This is a genomic window from Sedimentitalea sp., from assembly GCF_039973035.1.
GTDB lineage: Bacteria > Pseudomonadota > Alphaproteobacteria > Rhodobacterales > Rhodobacteraceae > Sedimentitalea.
In genome coordinates this window covers 1-14,166 of sequence record NZ_JBDWLR010000067.1, presented here as the reverse complement: position 1 = coordinate 14,166, position 14,166 = coordinate 1, and the positions used below count along the sequence as shown (strand labels likewise).

Below are 14,166 nucleotides of genomic sequence, written 5' to 3'. Positions count from 1 at the left end.
TTACCCCCAAGACACACCCAATCACACCAAAACAATCACGACTCACAACACCCGACTCGCCAACAATCATCCCCAAGAATCATACCAAGACACCACGACCGAAAAAACGAAGACGTAGAAGGAGAAGCAAAAGGATCGTGCATGACTGTCGAAGCTGGGTGGCAGCGACTGTGCAGCTTGGGCACCTGATTGGCTGAGCTACGGCTCAGCTCTCAATTCATGCGCTTGCAGATCAATGGCCAAGACGTGAGGGCGTTGGATTCTTCGAAACCACACACCCGGCGTCCTGCGCATAAAAAAGGGTTGCGTCCAAGCGTGGACGCAACCCTCCAATATCGATTTGTCTCGTATCTGCTGAATTATACCAGGAACGTCATATCATCAGCTGTGATCTGAGAGCGCAAGACGTTCTCGATGAGGATCTGATCACCGTCACCGTAAGTGACCAAGACATCGTCACCAACCTGTTCACGATCCAAATCCCCATAGGCCAGACCGCCTTGAAAGGTCAGCCCGTCTTGACCATCGGTAAAATCACCAATGGTGTCGAGACCATCACCGGCTTGGAAAACGAAACTGTCAGCGCCCGCGCCACCGTTCAGAATGTCAGCGCCGGCGCCACCGTTCAACGTGTCAAAGCCTGCGTCGCCGCTCAGGATGTCATTCCCCAAACCGCCATCCAACGTATCGTTGCCAGTATTCCCGATAAGTTCGTCGTCACCTACGCCACCAATCAGAGTGTCGTCACCGGTTCGCCCACGTAGGTAATCATTGCCGCCCAGACCATCGAGCACATTGCTCGTATCCAAGCCGCCGACCAAGATGTCACGATACCCTGAACCTACGACATTCTCGATCCCGCTATAGCTGTCGGAATCTGCGTCGCCACGAGAACCTTCGCTGTCCCAAAGCTTTACCGTCACCCCGCTTGTCGAGTTGCTGTAGTCAGCGGTGTCAACGCCATCGCCGCCGATTATGTGGTCCGCCGCGGCCGTCGCGTATAAGGTATCGTCGCCTGGCGTACCGACAATGTTGCCGGCGCCAACGGCACCGTCGTCAGCACCCGGCACGGGGCCCTCGGCGAACTCTCCGATGGTTACTTCGTCCCACAGGAAATCGACGATCTGGTCGTAGTTCTCAACGATAGTGCTGTTAAGCTCACCTGGACGTGCGAAATCGGATGGCGGTTTCTCACCATATGTTGCCATGTATGTGACAATACTCGCCAGGAAATAGATGGTTGGTTCGCCATGCGGCGCGTCATCTTCGTAGAGTTCCGTCACCGGGATCTGATCGAACGGCGGCATGCTCAGCAGTTTTGCAATCGCAGGACCAACCGGGATCAGCCTGATATCGTAATCAGGGCGCGCCTCGGACAAAATTTCATAGTAGTCCACCCACCAATCGTGAAAATCGGTCTGCGCGTAGGTGTTATAGGCATCAAACTGCTCGGCGGACGGAGGGTAGCCGTAGCTGTCCATATCCGGCCAGTTTTCGTAGATGTAAATCGTGATGCCCGGTTCCTGAGCATGGACCCAGTCAATGGTCTCGAGTGTCATTTCAACAGCTGTCGGGTTGCCGGGTCCATAATCATCGGGCGGCTGCCACTGGATAAAGTTGGCGACCGTGATCATGACGGAATCATAATCCGCAGATGCAAAGGACCAACCGCCTGGGTCCTCGGCGCTTTGCACACCATCGAACTGCCACTGCGTATCCAGGTTCTGCGGCATTCCGTTGACGAAATCATCGAGGAACTGGAACTGACCGTCCACGACGAATTCGTGCCCAGCCGAGTCGGCCAAAGCATCCATCCAGATTGGAACATTGGAGTCACTGTAGGTATGGTTGATCAGGCTGTGACCGAAAATGAACATGCGTACGCTGTCGTCATAGCCTGAGACCGCTTCGCCCCCTGTGCTCCCGTCACCACCAGTTCCTGTATCCCCACCGGTTCCCGTGCTTCCGCTAAGATCGTCCAAATCGGTGCTGAGCATGTCACCAGACAGGTTCTGGCGCGCATCACCCGTATCGGGACCGGACCAATCCAAAGCAAGAGTCGCGGCTCCGTATGCCTCAAAGTAGAGAACCTCGATGGAATGGGTACCGGCGCTCAGGTTCAGTGTTACCGACTGTTCAGTCGGACCATGAAGGCCATCATTGTCGATGGCCGATTGGCCGTCTATCGTCAGGCTCGAACCGTCATCCGAATTCAGGAAAAAGCTGTAGCTTCCCGCCTCGGCTATTGTAAGCGTCGTGGTATATCGCGCCGCAAAGTCATCCGCCTGCCCCCCGGCCCAGAAGCTACCGTTTGACCCGTAGTTGTTTATTGATGCGACCGCCTCGATCGCGTCAGGCGTCGCGTCAAAGTTGATCTGACTGAGATCGGACACCGACGAATCGAGCGACCAGAACTCGGCCGCAAAATCAGATGTGATAGCCATTGGCGTTTAGGCCTCCAGTTGCGTCTTCAGGTCCAGCCGGTTGACGGGGCTTCAATCATGAAACCACCGCGCAAAACTATGCCGACTGAACCTCTAAATAAAACGACCTGATGCGGATATTCCGAACAGATCAAAATTCTGAACAAGCACAGTTCGTATGGAACTATGTTCCTGTCTTCAACAGGAGTTCAGCTAGAGCATTCTTAAGCTTCTCTCCATTAACGAAGTGTTAAAATCGATAATTCGGCGGAAAGTAGCCAAGTCTTAGCGAAACGCCGCCAGATTGGTCAAGTTATGCAAGGCGAGTTTCAATCCCAACGGGACCTAAAATGTCCTCGTTCAATTAGGGATTTTATTGAGTAAAGCCAACGATTGATTGGCGAATCAAAATCACATGCTTTTAGCTGAAACTTCGATGATCTCGTCAAACGAGCAGACCGGAAGTTTGTGAAACCCGAATCAGGACCGCAGGACGCCCTGCCCCAGTTCCCTTTCTCGTTCGGGTTTCGACCAAAACATACTCCCAAGACAAAAGCGCATCGCAGTTGACACTTCGCATCTTTCCAAGGCCCCCAACTACACAGGCAGACATGGAATTTCGGCATCGGTCGCCAAATGGCCTTGGTGTCGGCCGAACAGCCCAACAGCAGGGCCCCGAGCCGACATGTATTGATAGCCCCTGAACTGGTGATCACCGAACAGAGCGCCGTCAGGCCAAGCGGCGCTCGATCAATCGGTCCGCAACCAGATGCGGAGGCTCGCCGGTTTCTTCGGCACGGACAAAGACCTGCTCCAATGTCGTCGCCAGTCCCGAGATGCGGCTTTCGCGGTAGGTCGGGTCGGAGATCTTCAGGATTTCCATCGCGACGTTCACGATGCCACCACCGTTAACGATATAATCGGGCGCATAGAGGATGCCCTTGTCCTGCAGCCTCTGACCACAGCTGTCATCCGCCAATTGGTTGTTGGCGGCCCCAACGACAAAGCGGACCTTCAGAGCCTCGATGGCCTCAGCGGTCAACACCCCGCCCATCGCACAAGGAGCGAATACATCCGCGTCCTGGTACAGAATTTCATCCGGAGAAACCACTTTGGCCCCAAATTCTGCTTTAGCAGTAAGCACAGCCTCTTCGTTGATGTCGCTGACAATCAGCGAGGCACCTGCTTCGTGCAGCATCCCGGCGAGGCTCATACCGACGTGACCCAATCCCTGAATGGCAATTGTCTTGCCTGTCAGATCTTCCGTTCCCAAACCGTGTTTCAAAGTTTGTTTGAGACACAGGAATACCCCCCGTGCAGTGACGGGCGAAGGATCACCGCTGGCAAACTCCCCACCATCCAGACCCGCCACAAAACGGGTCGTTTCAGCGACGTTGGCCATATCCTGCGGAGACACTCCGACATCCTCGGCGGTATAGTAATCGCCGGCAAGATGATCGATGAAGGCACCGAAAGCACGCATGAGTTCCGGTGTCTTCTGGGTTTTTGGGTCACCAATGATCACCGATTTGCCGCCACCAAGCGGCAGTTCGGCTGCTGCGTTCTTATAGGTCATGCCACGCGAGAGACGCTCGACATCATAGATCGCATCTTCGATTCTGCCATAATTAAACATCCGGCATCCGCCCGCTGCAGGCCCGCGGCTCAGCGAGTGAATCGAAACAAGGGCATGCAGCCCGGTTTTCTCGTCTTTGGCTTCGATCAGCCGTGCATATCCTTCACGCGGCTTTAGGTCACGAATGGACAATGTGGGTTTGGTGACGGCTTGGTTCATGTCGAGCCCCTCATATGGCAAGGACGATTTGGGTCTGGGGGGGAGCATCGCCATTCTCAGATGTTGACTGGCCCCATTGAAACTTTTGATCGGATGCGGCGGCATTTTACCCGAACATTGCCAGAATGAATGTTTGAATTTAGTGTAATTCACACCGAACTCAGAATCTGTGTTCGAACTACGGTAATTTTTCGAAAGAAAGTTTGTGAAATCCCTAGACGCAACAGATATCCGAATCCTTCGTACGCTTCAGCACGAAGGCAACATGCCAAACACACGTCTATCCGAAATCGTGGCGCTGTCGACCAGCCAATGTTGGCAGCGGGTGCAGCGTTTACAACGTGACGGGTACATCACGGGGTACAACGCAGTCATAAACCACGCATTACTAGGCTATTCCGATATTGTTCTGGTCGAGATTTCCGCCACCCGCGAACAGGTATCCCGCATCTCGGAGCTTTGCGAAGAACTCAGCAAAATTCCCGAAGTACTGGAGGTTCACCTGACCTCCGGCGAGTTCGATTGCTTTATCAAGGTGGCCGTCAATGGGACGCGCGGATTTGAGACGTTTCTGAACAAGAAGCTCTATCGCATCACGGGAATACGCAATTCCCGATCTTCATTCTCATTGAAGTGCTTCAAGAACGAAGCGGGCTTTGTCCCTGACCCGAGTTAATTTGGGAACGACCTACCAAGCAAAGCGCCCTGTTTGGTTTTAGTCGTTGTACAGATGTTCTGAGTCCACGAACGCCAATTTCTGTGCCGTTCGCCCGGCCATTCGACCCGGTCAGGCCCTGAGCTTTGGAACCCCGTCACAGGCGTCCACATCGACATCATCAAAGTTGCGCCCGCAAACTCCGCACTGATCGACGCCGTCGATCGCACCAAGCCCACCACAGCTTCCGGTGATGCGCTTGCCCTGAAAGATGACACCCACGGCCATCCCGACAACCACCATCAGAAAGACGCCGAATGCTACGAACATGGTTTCCATGGTTTCTCTCCTGTTGGCCTCCGGCGGTTTAGCCGCCGAAGTCGTCCAGCATGATATCTTCGCGCTCTACACCCATATCAACCAGCATGTTGATGACCGACGAGTTCATGATCGGCGGACCACACATGTAGTATTCGCACTCTTCGGGCGACGGATGGTCTTTGAGGTATTGTTCATACAGCACGTTGTGTATGAAGCCGGTATAGCCATCCCAATCATCGTCTGGCATCGGATCCGACAGCGCAACATGCCAGGCAAAGTTTGGGTTCTCGGCGGCAAGCTGGTCGAAATCCTCGACAAAGAACATCTCGCGTTTGGACCGCGCACCGTACCAGAAGGTAATCTTGCGATCCGTACTCAGACGCTTCAGCTGGTCAAAGATGTGACTCCGCATCGGCGCCATGCCCGCACCGCCGCCTACAAAGACCATTTCCTTGTCGGTTTCACGGGCGAAGAACTCGCCATACGGCCCGGAGATCGTGACCTCATCGCCCGGCTTGAGGTTGAAGATGTAGCTCGACATCTTGCCAGCGGGGATCTTGGAAGGGTCTGCACCCGGTGGTGGCGTCGCGATCCGCACATTCAGCATGATCAATCCGCGTTCCTCCGGGTAGTTCGCCATCGAATAGGCACGTTCCACAGGCTCTTTGTTGCTTGCGTGAATGTCCCAAAGGGCAAACTTGTCCCAGTCTTCGCGGTATTCCTCGGCAACGTCGAAATCCTTGAAGCCGATCTCATAGGGCGGGCATTCGATCTGGATATAGCCACCGGCGCGGAAATCAACATTCTCGCCTTCGGGCAGTTCCAGAACGAGGTTCTTGATAAAGGTCGCGACATTGTCGTTCGAGCGGACTTTGCACTTCCACTTCTTGACGCCGAACACCTCGTCAGGGATTCGGATCTTCATGTCCTGCTTGACCGCCACCTGACAAGACAGACGATCACCCTCGCGCGCCTCGCGCTTGGTGATGTGGCTGAGTTCAGTCGGCAGGATCGAGCCACCGCCCTCCTCCACCTGCACCCGGCATTGCGCACAGGTGCCGCCACCGCCGCAGGCAGAAGGGACAAAAAGGTTCTCGCCCGCCAGCGCGCTCAACAGCTTGCCACCGGCCGGAACGGAAATTGTCTTTTCGCCGTTGATCTCGATATTTACCGCGCCCGAAGACACCAGCACCGAACGGGCGGCGAGGATGATCCCCACCAGCGCAAGAATGATGGTGGTAAAGAGCGCGACGCCGAGGAAGAAGTCGGTCATTAGTTGATCCTCAGAGTTGGACGCCGGAGAACGACATGAATGCCATGGCCATCAGGCCAGCGGTGATGAACGTGATCCCCAAGCCGCGTAGGCCGGCCGGCACGTCAGAGTATTTCATCTTTTCCCGAAGCCCGGCGAGGGCAACGATCGCCAAGGCCCAGCCGGTCCCGGACCCGATGCCGTAAACCACGCTTTCCGCAAAGTCATAGTCACGCTCGACCATGAACAGCGAACCACCCAAGATGGCGCAGTTCACGGTGATCAGGGGCAGGAACACACCAAGCGCGTTGTAGAGCGCCGGAAAGAACTTATCGAGCAGCATCTCGAGGATCTGCACCATGGCGGCAATGACGCCGATATAGCTGATCAGTCCCAAGAACATCAGATCGGTTTCGTCAAAGCCCAGCCACGACATTGCGCCGGGTTTCAGAAACAGGTTCAGGATCAGGTTGTTGGCCGGAATGGTGATCGATTGCACCAGTACCACGGCAACACCAAGTCCAAAGGCGGTGGTGATCTTCTTGGAAACGGCAAGGAAGGTACACATGCCGAGGAAGAAGGACAGCGCCATATTCTCGATGAATATGGACTTGATAAAGAGGCTTAGCAGGGCTTCCATGATCAGTGCTCACTCACCTGTACGTCGAGAATGACGTTTTCAACACGTTCCCGCTGATCGGACTTCCAGCTGCGCAGGATCCAGATGAACCCGCCGATGATGAAGAAAGCCGAAGGCGGCAGCAAGAGCAGGCCATTGGGAACATACCAGCCACCATTCGAAACGGTAGGCAGGATCTCGATACCCATCAGCTTGCCGGCTCCGAACAGCTCGCGGATCACCGCGACGCCGATCAGAATGGCGCTGTACCCCAGCCCGTTGCCGATACCGTCAAGGAAGCTCGGCAATGGCGGATTGGCCATGGCATAGGCCTCGGCCCGCCCCATCACGATACAGTTGGTGATGATCAGGCCCACAAATACCGACAGTGTCTTGGCAATATCCGGCAGAAACGCGCGGAGCACCTGATCGACCACGATCACAAGCGAGGAAATGATCACCATCTGGATGATGATCCGGATCGAACCCGGAATGTGGTGGCGGATCATCGAAATGAACAGGTTCGAAAACGCGGTCACTGTCGTCAGCGCGACGCACATCACCAACGAGACCTGCAACGAGGATGTCACCGCCAGTGCCGAACAGATGCCCAGCGTTTGCAGGATCACCGGGTTGTTGTCGAGAACCGGGTCGAGGATGAGCTTTCTGCGGTCAACCATTGTTCGCCAACTCCTCTGTCATGTTCTTCAGGAACGGTCCGAAACCATCCTCGCCAACCCAGTAGCGCACCAGATTGTGCACGCCCCGCGAGGTCAGCGTGGCACCGGCCAGTCCGTCGACCTCAAAGGCGCCAGAGGCCCCGGATTTCACGATCTCGATCGCAACTTCGCCGTCTTCACCATAGAGCTTCTTGCCTGGCCACTGCGCGCGCCAGGACGGGTTATCAACCTCGCCACCCAAGCCCGGCGTTTCCGCATGTTGATAGAATTGCAGTCCCACCACTTCGTTGCCATCGGGCTTGAGCGCGACAAAACCATAGAGCGTCGACCAGAGGCCATAGCCATGCACAGGCAAGATGATGGTCTCATATCCGTCATCCGCCGCATCCTTGACCAGATAGATGGTCGAGTAATGAACTCGTTGCTTGATCTGGGCGGGGTCCTCTTCGGCCGTCAGTGGCGCGCTCAACTCTGGATCGCGCTCGGCAATACGCTCGTCATATATTTCGGGATCAACGGCATCGGTGAACTCGCCCGTGCGAAGATCAACAACGCGCGGCTCGATCCGCTCAGCGTAAACAGCACCGACGTCTGTTCCGTCCTCATACAGCCCCGCAACCTGTAGAATGTTGGTCTGCTTGGACAGCTTGGCGTTCGCCTCCTGAAGAGGTCGCAACCCAATCGCCGCCGCCGACACGAGCACCGAACCCACCAGACACAACGCAACCGCCATGAAGATGATCTTAAACGGGTGATCGTTGGAAAAGATCGACTTGTTCTCAGCCATTGCGACGTGCCCTCCGCCGGATGTTGGCGCTCACGACAAAGTTGTCGATGAGCGGAGCAAAGACATTGCCGAACAGGATCGCGAGCATCATGCCCTCCGGAAACGCCGGGTTCACCACCCGGATCAGAACGCACATCACCCCGATCAGACCGCCGTACCACCAGCGCCCGGCGTTGGTCATGGCACCGGAGACCGGTTCGGTCACCATAAAGACAAGGCCAAACATGTAACCGCCGACGACGATGTGCCACCAGAACGGCATCGCGAACATCGGATTGGTGTCGCTGCCGATCAGGTTAAAGACGCTGCTCATCGCTATGGTGCCGACCAAACAGCCGGCCATCAACCGATAGTTGGCGATCTTGGTGTATAGCAAGAACAGGCCGCCAAGCAGGATCGCAAAGGCCGATGTCTCTCCGATCGAGCCATCCATAAAGCCCCAGAAAGCTGTCCACCAGTCAAGCCCGATTGCGGGCAGCGCCTGGTAACCATCGCTTGCGCTGATGCTCAGTGCGGTCGCACCAGAGTATCCGTCGACCGGCACCCAAACCGAGTCCCCCGACATCTGCGCGGGATAGGCAAAATACAGGAAAGCGCGACCGACAAGCGCCGGATTGAGCAAGTTTTTCCCTGTTCCGCCAAAGACTTCCTTACCGATCACCACGCCGAATATGATACCGACCGCAACCTGCCAGAGCGGTATCGTTGCCGGTACGATCAGCGAATACAGCATCGAGGTGACAAAGAAACCTTCGTTCACCTCGTGCCCGCGGATCACCGCAAAGGTGACCTCGACGATCCCACCCACGATGAGTGTCGTCAGATAGATCGGGACGAAATAGAGGAACCCGTGAAAGAAGCAGGCAAGGATGCTGCTCGGATCATAGCCGATCCCGAAGGTGTCCAGCACCCAGCCACGCCATCCGCCTGCGGTCTCTTGACCGAGGTTCGCAAGCGCGGTGTTGGCCTGAAAACCGGTGTTGTAGAGCCCGAACAGGATCGCCGGAATGGTCGCGATCACCACATAGGTCATCACCCGTTTCAGATCGAGTGCCGCACGCGCGTGCGGCGCGTATTTCGTCACAGTCTTCGGGCTGTAAAAGATCGTGTCGAACATTTCATAGACGGCATAGTATTTTTCGTACTTTCCGCCCTTTGTGAAATGCGGCTCGATCGAGTCGAGTATGTTGCGCAAACCCATTGTCAGCCTTCCGCTTCGATTTTGTCGAGATTGACCCGCAAGGCCAAACCGTATTCGTATTTGCTCATGCAGACATAGGAACAGAGCGCGAGATCTTCCTCGTCCAGTTCAAGCGCCCCAAGCTGCTGTGCAACGTCGGTGTCCGAAACAAGGATCGCGCGCAGCATCTGTGTCGCAAGGATGTCCATCGGCATGACGTCTTCATAGAGGCCGATCGGGATCATCGCGCGCGGCGATCCGTTGAGATTGGTGTGGAATTTGATCTTGTCGAGGCCCAGCAGGCTCGACAGATGCACCTTGGCGGTGGCGAATTTCTTGCTCGACGGGATGATCCAGCCAAAGAAGTCACGATGATTACCTTCAGGCAGCAGCGTGATCTGATTGTCGAACGAGCCCAGATAGTTGAATGCACCATGTGCATGCATGCCGCTGAGCACGTCGCCCGAGATCACGCGCAAATCGTCGGAATTGCTTTCGCCATGCACCAGCTCGGCCAGCGACGCGCCGCGCCGGGTGCGCACCAGACGCGGATTGGCAGCAGCCGGACCTGCGATTGCCACAACTCTTGTTGTCGGCAAGTGCCCGGTGCGGAACAGTTCGCCCACCGCGATCACATCCTGATAGCCGATGTGCCAAGCCGTCTTGTTGCCATCAACCGGGTCAAGAAAATGGATATGCGTACCGACCAGTCCCGCTGGATGCGGACCGCTAAAGCTGCTGACGGCGACATTTGCACCATTCAGAGCGGGCATTTCGGCACCGGTCTGATGGACGACATGGGTCGTGCCCTCGGTCAGCTTGGACAGGATCGCCACACCATTGGCAAAATCTTCGCTCGCCGCAGCAGTGACCGTAGCCGGATCGCCAGCCAAGGGCCGCGTATCAATGGCTGTGACAAAAATGGCCGAAGGGGTCGTCGCCGGATCAGGAATCTTTGAATACGGTCTGGTGCGCAGGCTGGTCCAGAGACCGGAGGCCAGCAGGTTCTTGACCACGTCGTCACGGCTGAGCCCCGCCAGTGCGTCGCCGGTAGCCGTCTGGAATTCGATCGCATCGTCGCGATTCTCGATCTGGATCACGACCGATTGCAGCACCCGTCGGGCACCCCGGTTGATCGCCCGAACCTGACCAGCGGCCGGTGCCGTATAGACGACACCCTCGAATCTCTTGTCCTGGAACAGGGGCTGACCCAAGGCGACCTTGTCGCCCTCTTCGACCAGCATCCTTGGTTTCAGGCCGACGAAATCAGCGGCCACAACCGCACAAGCGGCGACGTCCACCGCCGTTTCGATCCCTTCGCCTTGCGGCGCGCCGTCGATCGGCAAATCCAATCCGCGGCTGAGAACAACATTCCTGCCTCTGTCAGAGGTTTGTGCAGCGCTTGCCATCTCGGTCTTGCTTTCCAATCCGCTTATTCAGCCCTGGACGTGGTCCTGGGCGCCGTTAACGTGCCTTATCGCGAATCGCTCCGCGAAATAACATGAGACAAAGAGGCGTCCCTGTTTTGTGTCAGCCTACCATCGCCTGCTTGATCTTGAGGTTCTCGTATTCGACTTCTTGGAGCCGGTGCTTAACCACGTCGCGCACAGAAACCAACCCCACAAGATGACCATCTTCCTGAACTGGCATGTGGCGGAAACCGCGATTCGACATGATCTTCATAACTTGTTCGATGGTGTAGTCTGGCGTGCATGTCACCGGATTGGGCGTCATTATCGTTTCGATTGCACCATCAATGTCTTTACCTGCATCAATCATGTGCACAATATCGCGTTCCGATACGATACCGATGGGCTCCAGTTCGGAATTGACCACCACCAGCGCGCCGATTCGCATCCGGGTCAATTTGCCCACAGCTTCGCGTACCGTGCTGTGTGGCGTGACCGAGTGCACATCGCCGCCCTTGTGACTCAGAATGTCTTCGACTTTGATCCCCGGAGAGTTGACACCCGTGCTCCACTCTTGGGTCTGCGAGTGGGTATGAGTGTCCTTCTCGTCTTTTTCCATTCTGCCCTGATACGATGTTGGTGCCATGATCGTCCTCCTTGCCAGTTAAGAACTGCATAAATCGTCAGAATTCACAACTTCAAATGCACAGCGAATGGTGGACTTGCGCTGATCTGTCCGACGCCAGGCGTGCGACAAAAGGCGCTTTGTATCTGGAAACCACATACAAGACGCTTTAGGGAATATAAGAGAAAAGACCCGCACCCGACAGCGGCGGGGCGCGAAATGAAATACTTTGGAGACTTGAACTCATGCTTTCACGGCGAGACTTCATCCGCGGCGCAAACGGCATCGCGCTGACGATACCGTTTCTCGGCCTGATCGGGTGTGATGACACAAGCGCGGACGGCGCCCACAGCGTCAGCGGCGAGACCATGGGTACGACCTATAACGTCAAGATCGCCCACGCGTCGGGCACGCTCGACAGCGACGCGCTCGCATCACGCATTCAGGCGAGCCTTGATGGTGTCGAAAGCCTGATGTCGACATATCGTCCGACCTCTGAACTGTCCCTGTTCAATGGCGATCGTGCTGGCAGCAGCCGTACGGTGTCGACGGATACAGCCAGGGTCGTTGAAACGGCACTCGCTGTGGCAGAGATGACCGACGGTGCATTCGATCCCACAGTTGGCCCATTGGTTGATCTCTGGGGCTTTGGACCGAACGGTGGTCGCGCCGACGTGCCAGCCGAAACCGAGATCGCGGCTGCGATGACGGATTTGGGATATCGCAATATTTCTCTTGCAGTTCAGGACCTTGCCAAGACATCGCCCGCACGCCTTGACCTTTCGGGGATCGCCAAGGGTTTCGGCGTCGACAAGGTGGCCGAGTTGCTTGATGCCGAAGGTGTCGAGCACTATCTGGTCGAAGTCGGTGGCGAGGTCCGCACCCGTGGCCTCTCGCCAGAGGATCGCGCTTGGCGGCTTGGCATCGAAAAGCCAAATCCCGCCGCACGTGACATTCAGCGCATTGTCGGGCTTTCCGGCCATGCCCTTGCGTCATCGGGCAACTACCGCATCTTCTTTGAGGCGGACAGCCAGCGTTACGCACACATCATTGATCCGCGCAACGGCCGCCCACTGACCCACGATCTGGCCTCGGCCACGGTGATCGCAAAAACCACCACACAAGCCGACGCTTTGTCGACCGCTATGCTGGTGATGGGCACCAAGGACGCAATGGATTTCGCCCGCGAAAATGACATTGCCGCCTTCCTGATTTCGGGTCGCGATGGCAACTTCACCGACGCCGCTTCGCCGGCCTTTGAGAGTCTGTTCAGCGCTTAAGCGCGGCATAGCGCCCTCTGAAGAACAGCAGCGGATCGGCCGTAACCGGCGGCCGAATCGCAACCACCCTGCCGATCATGATATGATGATCGCCAGCCTCAATCACCCGCTCGGGCCGGCAATCCAGCGCGGTTATTGCGTCCGGAAACACCGGACAACCTGTCACGAGCGATGCGGTCTCCAGGTCTTCCAACCCGTCAACAACTTCCTGCGTAAGACGATTTGACACTTCCATTTGCGAGTCGCTCAGGATGTTCACCGCAAAGCTATCAGCGACAAGAAAACGGTCCAGATGAAAGGCTGACTTGTCGAGACAGAACAGGATCAGCGGCGGATCGAGCGACACAGAGGTGAAAGAGTTGATCGTAACCGCGCAGGCATTTTTGCCGACCGTGCCGCAGGTTACCACCGCTACGCCCGTCGCAAACCCGCCCAAAGCCTCGCGCATCCGTTGCGGCGATGGCTCATCAAAGTGGCTCTTCTCATCCTTGCTCTTGCTCACAGTATCACCCAACTCCCGTCCGTGCCTCCGTTCACCTGTCACGATCCGATGCCAACTGCCAACCCCGAATGGGCTTGAGGCCCGCTGAAGCTTGTTCGCACGAAGCCTAGACGATCAAGGGCATACGCACAAAATTGCGGCGCACTGGTGACAATTACGTCATGCTGAAGACTCTCAGAAGCTATTGAGGCATGATTTGCGACCGCGATCCTCGCAATTCGCATCTCTCAATCGTGTCAAAGAGCGCGTTCAAAGTCTCCATCTCACGCGCATTCAGTATAAAGAATACTCCAGCACTGGGGTGGCGGCGCCGAGCCCGCTCCCGCACAGTAGTCAGAATTCCTAACCACAAAGCCAAAGCGCTTCACATCTAGGGTCCTGCGCATCCGCGTGGCCAGCGTCGTCACACGACAGGTAAACCCGCCAAACATATCCATAAACAGTTCTGCTTGCGTAGATATCGCCGCCTGAACTATGCAGGTTGCAACGACGCGTTGGCCGAAATGAGGGGAGTCTGCGTCCTGCCTGTCAGCCATCTGGATGGTCTTTCCGGAGATGCCAGCGAAACCCTGAAACAGGCCAAAGCGACCTGACTGATTCAGACAACATCACCAAACGGGCTGGCCTACTGGTCAGCT

At 56.2% G+C, this 14,166-nt stretch carries 13 protein-coding genes; 2 read left to right on the top strand and 11 right to left on the bottom strand.

Annotation, left to right across the window (positions count from 1 at the left end; all coding sequences use genetic code 11):
• Positions 1 to 359: 359 nt before the first annotated feature.
• Together ABJO75_RS16910 and ABJO75_RS16905 are read right to left on the bottom strand one after the other, a co-directional pair.
• On the bottom strand, positions 360 to 2,444 hold the full coding sequence (locus ABJO75_RS16910) for a PA14 domain-containing protein (RefSeq protein ID WP_348134924.1): 2,085 nt from the start codon (positions 2,442 to 2,444) through the stop codon (positions 360 to 362).
• A gap of 709 nt (positions 2,445 to 3,153) precedes the next feature.
• Entirely contained in the window at positions 3,154 to 4,218 is a 1,065-nt protein-coding gene (locus ABJO75_RS16905; protein WP_348134922.1) for a Glu/Leu/Phe/Val dehydrogenase dimerization domain-containing protein, read from the bottom strand.
• Positions 4,219 to 4,423: 205 nt separating this feature from the next.
• Between ABJO75_RS16905 and ABJO75_RS16900 the strand changes: the two genes are divergently transcribed.
• A complete protein-coding gene (locus tag ABJO75_RS16900; protein WP_348134920.1) occupies positions 4,424 to 4,894 on the top strand; it encodes an Lrp/AsnC family transcriptional regulator in 471 nt (156 codons plus the stop codon).
• Positions 4,895 to 5,005: 111 nt separating this feature from the next.
• Here the strand turns inward: ABJO75_RS16900 and nqrM are convergent, their stop codons facing one another.
• The 8 genes from nqrM to ABJO75_RS16860 form a co-directional block, all read right to left on the bottom strand.
• Complete coding sequence (nqrM, locus tag ABJO75_RS16895) at positions 5,006 to 5,212, bottom strand: (Na+)-NQR maturation NqrM (RefSeq protein WP_348134918.1); 207 nt, start codon at positions 5,210 to 5,212, stop codon at positions 5,006 to 5,008.
• Positions 5,213 to 5,240: 28 nt separating this feature from the next.
• The gene (nqrF, locus tag ABJO75_RS16890; protein ID WP_348134916.1) at positions 5,241 to 6,467 is read right to left on the bottom strand and encodes an NADH:ubiquinone reductase (Na(+)-transporting) subunit F; all 1,227 of its coding nucleotides are present in this window, start codon (positions 6,465 to 6,467) and stop codon (positions 5,241 to 5,243) included.
• Between the two features lie 10 nt (positions 6,468 to 6,477).
• Entirely contained in the window at positions 6,478 to 7,086 is a 609-nt protein-coding gene (nqrE, locus tag ABJO75_RS16885; RefSeq protein WP_348134914.1) for an NADH:ubiquinone reductase (Na(+)-transporting) subunit E, read from the bottom strand.
• A gap of 2 nt (positions 7,087 to 7,088) precedes the next feature.
• The gene (locus tag ABJO75_RS16880) at positions 7,089 to 7,745 is read right to left on the bottom strand and encodes an NADH:ubiquinone reductase (Na(+)-transporting) subunit D (protein ID WP_348134912.1); all 657 of its coding nucleotides are present in this window, start codon (positions 7,743 to 7,745) and stop codon (positions 7,089 to 7,091) included.
• Positions 7,738 to 8,532 carry a Na(+)-translocating NADH-quinone reductase subunit C gene (locus ABJO75_RS16875; RefSeq protein WP_348134911.1) on the bottom strand — a complete coding sequence of 265 codons (795 nt, stop codon included), beginning with the start codon at positions 8,530 to 8,532 and terminating at the stop codon, positions 7,738 to 7,740. The genes ABJO75_RS16880 and ABJO75_RS16875 overlap by 8 nt, the downstream gene beginning before the upstream one ends.
• Positions 8,525 to 9,733: an NADH:ubiquinone reductase (Na(+)-transporting) subunit B gene (locus tag ABJO75_RS16870; RefSeq protein WP_348134909.1), complete on the bottom strand. Its 1,209-nt coding sequence runs from the start codon at positions 9,731 to 9,733 to the stop codon at positions 8,525 to 8,527. Before ABJO75_RS16870 ends, ABJO75_RS16875 begins: the two co-directional genes overlap by 8 nt.
• A 2-nt stretch (positions 9,734 to 9,735) precedes the next feature.
• The gene (locus tag ABJO75_RS16865) at positions 9,736 to 11,121 is read right to left on the bottom strand and encodes a Na(+)-translocating NADH-quinone reductase subunit A (RefSeq protein ID WP_348134907.1); all 1,386 of its coding nucleotides are present in this window, start codon (positions 11,119 to 11,121) and stop codon (positions 9,736 to 9,738) included.
• Positions 11,122 to 11,242: 121 nt separating this feature from the next.
• On the bottom strand, positions 11,243 to 11,767 hold the full coding sequence (locus ABJO75_RS16860; protein WP_348134905.1) for a CBS domain-containing protein: 525 nt from the start codon (positions 11,765 to 11,767) through the stop codon (positions 11,243 to 11,245).
• A 224-nt stretch (positions 11,768 to 11,991) separates the two neighbouring features.
• Here ABJO75_RS16860 and ABJO75_RS16855 point away from each other — a divergent pair, with 224 nt between their 5' ends.
• Positions 11,992 to 13,026 carry an FAD:protein FMN transferase gene (locus ABJO75_RS16855; protein WP_348134903.1) on the top strand — a complete coding sequence of 345 codons (1,035 nt, stop codon included), beginning with the start codon at positions 11,992 to 11,994 and terminating at the stop codon, positions 13,024 to 13,026.
• Here the strand turns inward: ABJO75_RS16855 and ABJO75_RS16850 are convergent.
• Positions 13,016 to 13,528 carry a flavin reductase family protein gene (locus ABJO75_RS16850; RefSeq protein ID WP_348134901.1) on the bottom strand — a complete coding sequence of 171 codons (513 nt, stop codon included), beginning with the start codon at positions 13,526 to 13,528 and terminating at the stop codon, positions 13,016 to 13,018. The genes ABJO75_RS16855 and ABJO75_RS16850 overlap by 11 nt on opposite strands.
• Positions 13,529 to 14,166: the final 638 nt, after the last annotated feature.